The following is a 326-nucleotide window of genomic DNA, read 5'->3' as shown; positions in this document are numbered from 1 at the left end:
AGTGGTGGATTGACTACTTGTTTTTTCACAACTGTGAGTCATACAAAGATATCAGATTGTGAAGGTTGGCACAAGATGTTATAATAACCTTATCATTGTCATTTTAGAAAGGTTAGATATGTCAACTATTAGTTACAAACCATTAAATCTCTATCGTCAGTTTAAAACAGCGGCTCAAGAGTTTCCAAATGTTGCCATTTATTTTGACAAACCCTACGCATCTTTCCCTGAATTAGGATTGGAAAATACCTATCAAACAGTTTTTGAAGCTATTCAAAAAAGAGCTGCCCAATTTGCAGCAGCAGGTATTGGCTATGGGGACAAGG

The 326-nt window shown here is 36.2% G+C and carries 1 pseudogene; it reads left to right on the top strand.

Features of this window, described 5'->3' with window-relative positions:
* Positions 1 to 118: 118 nt before the first annotated feature.
* A pseudogene (locus C1G53_RS03415) lies at positions 119 to 326 on the top strand (acetate--CoA ligase); the annotation flags it as partial.

The organism is Streptococcus suis, from assembly GCF_002960445.1.
Lineage (GTDB): Bacteria > Bacillota > Bacilli > Lactobacillales > Streptococcaceae > Streptococcus > Streptococcus hyiners.
This window is presented reverse-complemented; position numbering and strand designations above follow the sequence as displayed.